At 45.6% G+C, this 3,416-nt stretch carries 4 protein-coding genes; all 4 read left to right on the top strand.

Features of this window, described 5'->3' with window-relative positions; all coding sequences use genetic code 11:
• The first annotated feature begins 146 nt into the window (after positions 1 to 146).
• The 4 genes from FTV31_RS16000 to FTV31_RS15985 all read left to right on the top strand — a co-directional run bounded on the left by FTV31_RS16000 (position 147) and on the right by FTV31_RS15985 (position 3,202).
• A complete protein-coding gene (locus FTV31_RS16000; RefSeq protein ID WP_205779272.1) occupies positions 147 to 740 on the top strand; it encodes a tyrosine-type recombinase/integrase in 594 nt (197 codons plus the stop codon).
• A gap of 189 nt (positions 741 to 929) precedes the next feature.
• On the top strand, positions 930 to 2,096 hold the full coding sequence (locus FTV31_RS15995; RefSeq protein ID WP_024160783.1) for a tetracycline-inactivating monooxygenase Tet(X3): 1,167 nt from the start codon (positions 930 to 932) through the stop codon (positions 2,094 to 2,096).
• 147 nt (positions 2,097 to 2,243) lie between these two features.
• Positions 2,244 to 2,981, top strand: a complete 738-nt coding sequence (locus tag FTV31_RS15990; protein WP_001366550.1) for a recombinase family protein — start codon at positions 2,244 to 2,246, stop codon at positions 2,979 to 2,981.
• Positions 2,978 to 3,202 carry a hypothetical protein gene (locus FTV31_RS15985; RefSeq protein ID WP_000743213.1) on the top strand — a complete coding sequence of 75 codons (225 nt, stop codon included), beginning with the start codon at positions 2,978 to 2,980 and terminating at the stop codon, positions 3,200 to 3,202. The genes FTV31_RS15990 and FTV31_RS15985 overlap by 4 nt, the downstream gene beginning before the upstream one ends.
• Positions 3,203 to 3,416: the final 214 nt, after the last annotated feature.

The raw sequence follows: 3,416 nt of genomic DNA, 5'->3' as shown, positions 1-3,416 counted from the left end.
GCCAGGCCTCAGCATTTTATTATGGTGATCCCCTGGGCGAAATGCGCCTGGTAAGCAGAGTTTTTGAAATGTAAGGCCTTTGAATAAGACAAAAGGCTGCCTCATCGCTAACTTTGCAACAGTGCCAGTTTTATTACGAACGTGTTTTGGGTGGACAACGGAAAACATATTTCATCGAAAGACCAAAAAAAGAAAAAACACTTCCTGTTGTGATGAGTGAAGAAGAAACCATTCGGGTACTACGCGCTATTGAAAACGTGAAACACAAGGCTATTCTGATGACTATTTATTCGGCAGGTTTGCGCATTTCTGAATGTATAAACCTGAAAATAAAAGACATTGACTCCAAGCGCATGCAAATTCGTATAGAACAGTCAAAAGGAAAAAGAGATCGTTATACCATTTTATCTGAGAAAACATTAATTATTTTAAGAACATACTTTATGGAATATAAACCAAAAGATTATTTATTTGAAGGTCAAAAAGGTGGCGCATACTCAAGCCGAAGTATTCAAAACATTTTTAAAGCAGCTGTTTTAAAAGCAAAGATTCAAAAGGAAGTTACTGTACATACCTTACGACATAGCTTTGCAACGCATTTGCTTGAGAATGGTACGAGTTTACGTTATATTCAATCGTTGTTAGGTCATTCAAGCAGTAAAACAACTGAGGTTTATACACATATTACCACCAAGGGAATGGAACAATTAAAAAGTCCGATGGATTTGTTAGATATATAGAAAGGATTTGTATATTTGAGCAAAACTTAACAAAAAGCACTATGAATATAAATCCTTTTGAGAGAGTAGAAACGAACGGTAAACGGTTGAAAACGGATTTGTCACTGATAATGAAAGGTTTAGCAAAATAAGATATAGTGGATATATACGCCATTTGGCGTATAGCCACTTGTTATGTGCCATTTTTGAATGACAATGCGAATAGATACAGACAAACAAATGAATTTACTTAGTGATAAGAACGTTGCAATAATTGGTGGTGGACCCGTTGGACTGACTATGGCAAAATTATTACAGCAAAACGGCATAGACGTTTCAGTTTACGAAAGAGACAACGACCGAGAGGCAAGAATTTTTGGTGGAACCCTTGACCTACACAAAGGTTCAGGTCAGGAAGCAATGAAAAAAGCGGGATTGTTACAAACTTATTATGACTTAGCCTTACCAATGGGTGTAAATATTGCTGATGAAAAAGGCAATATTTTATCCACAAAAAATGTAAAGCCCGAAAATCGATTTGACAATCCTGAAATAAACAGAAATGACTTAAGGGCTATCTTGTTGAATAGTTTAGAAAACGACACGGTTATTTGGGATAGAAAACTTGTTATGCTTGAACCTGGTAAGAAGAAGTGGACACTAACTTTTGAGAATAAACCGAGTGAAACAGCAGATTTGGTTATTCTTGCCAATGGTGGAATGTCGAAAATAAGGAGCTTTGTTACCGACACGCAAGTTGAAGAAACCGGTACTTTCAACATCCAAGCTGATATTCTTCAACCGGAAATAAACTGTCCCGGATTTTTTCAGCTATGCAACGGCAACCGATTAATGGCGGGACATCAGGGCATTTTATTGTTTGCCAATCCCAATAATAATGGTGCATTGTATTTAGGAATTAGTTTTAAAACGCCCGATGAATGGAAAAATAAAATTCCCTTAGATTTTCAGGACAGAAACAGCGTTGCCGATTTTTTATTGAAAAGATTTTCCAAATGGAGTGAAGTTTACAAACAATTAATACGTTCGGTATCAACATTTCAATGCTTGCCCACAAGGAAATTTCCTTTGAACAATGATTGGAAAAGTAACCGTCCATTACCCATAACAATGATTGGCGATGCTGCTCATTTGATGTCGCCTTTTGCAGGACAGGGTGTAAATACGGGATTATTGGATGCTTTGATATTGTCTGAAAACCTTACAAACGGAGAATTTACAAGTATTGAAAATGCCATCGAAAACTACGAACAACAAATGTTTGTTTATGCAAAAGATACGCAGGACGAATCGACAGAAAACGAAACCGAAATGTTTAGTCCCAATTTTTCGTTTCAAAAATTATTGAATCTATAAACAGTAAGAAAAAACGGCTACTAACAAGCAGTTTTGCAATAGTGGGCAGAAGTGCAAAATTGAACTTGTGTGCTTCTATCAACTTTTGTACATTAGCTGCCAGTTTAAGATGGGTGCATTTGAGTATGCCCAAAGGAGCCCGCAAGTATGCGCAGGACGAAGCCAGTAGCCGCGCCGATGGTGGCGCGGGTCTATCTGCGCGTCAGCACCGACGCGCAGGACTTGGAACGCCAAGAGGCGATCACTACGGCCGCGAAGGCCGCCGGCTACTACGTCGCCGGCATCTACCGTGAGAAGGCATCCGGCGCACGCGCCGACCGGCCTGAGCTGCTGCGCATGATCGGCGACCTACAGCCCGGCGAGGTGGTCATTGCCGAGAAGATCGACCGCATCAGCCGCCTACCTTTGCCCGAGGCCGAGCGCCTGGTGGCCTCGATACAGGCCAAAGGCGCACGCCTGGCCGTCCCTGGCGTGGTCGATCTATCCGACCTGGCGGCCGAGGCCCAGGGCGTCGCCAAGATCGTGCTGGAAGCCGTGCAGATCATGCTTTTTCGCCTGGCCTTGCAGATGGCCCGCGACGACTACGAGGACAGGCGCGAACGCCAGCGCCAAGGCATTGAGTTGGCCCGCCAGGCCGGGCGGTACAAGGGCCGCCGTGCTGATCCGAAGCGCCGCGCCCAAGTTGTCGCGCTGCGCAAGTCCGGCTACAGCATCAACAAGACCGCCGAGCTGGCCGGGTACAGTGCGGCCCAGGTGAAACGGATATGGGCCGAGGTCAGCCAGGCCGAAGCGAAGCAGCACGGCGCGTTCGTGGAGGACGCATTGACGGAAGCCGATGCCCTGGCCGCTGTCGGCCAGGATGAGCGCCAGGAGGAAAGGGCATGAAGAAGCCGAACCAAGACGACGAGCCGTTTTTCATCACCGAGGAGATTGCGGCCGAAATGATCGCCGGCGGCTATGAGTTCGAGCTGCCGCCCATTCCTTGCACCATCCGCCTACGCGACGTGCTGGAGCGCATGACCGATGCTGAGCTAGCATTGCAGCCGGGCGAGATCGCCGACCAGGAGCGTGAACGCTGCCGGCGCAAGCCGTGTTCAACCTCATGATCTGGTCATGGTATTTTTCATGGCACTGAGCCTGATAGTTCTTGCAAATTGTTGTCACTAAAGGGTTTTGTGTGCTTGTTTACAATCGAGTGGGAGTGACGGGCACTGGCTGGCAATGTCTAGCAACGGCAGGCATTTCGGCTGAGGGTAAAAGAACTTTCCGCTAAGCGATAGACTGTATGTAAACACAGTATTGCAAGGACGCGGAACATGC

Origin of the sequence: Acinetobacter sp. YH16031, from assembly GCF_013417335.1 — a bacterium.
In the GTDB taxonomy this organism is placed as follows: domain Bacteria; phylum Pseudomonadota; class Gammaproteobacteria; order Pseudomonadales; family Moraxellaceae; genus Acinetobacter.
The sequence above is the reverse complement of the archived record's forward strand: the minus strand, read 5'-3'. Positions and strand labels throughout refer to the sequence as shown.

What these genes read in the sequence shown, in the direction of transcription:
- FTV31_RS15995 (WP_024160783.1), top strand. Translation starts at nt 930, where the DNA reads ATGACAATGCGAATAGATACAGACAAACAAATGAATTTACTTAGTGAT.
- FTV31_RS15990 (WP_001366550.1), top strand. Translation starts at nt 2,244, where the DNA reads ATGCGCAGGACGAAGCCAGTAGCCGCGCCGATGGTGGCGCGGGTCTAT.
- FTV31_RS15985 (WP_000743213.1), top strand. Translation starts at nt 2,978, where the DNA reads ATGAAGAAGCCGAACCAAGACGACGAGCCGTTTTTCATCACCGAGGAG.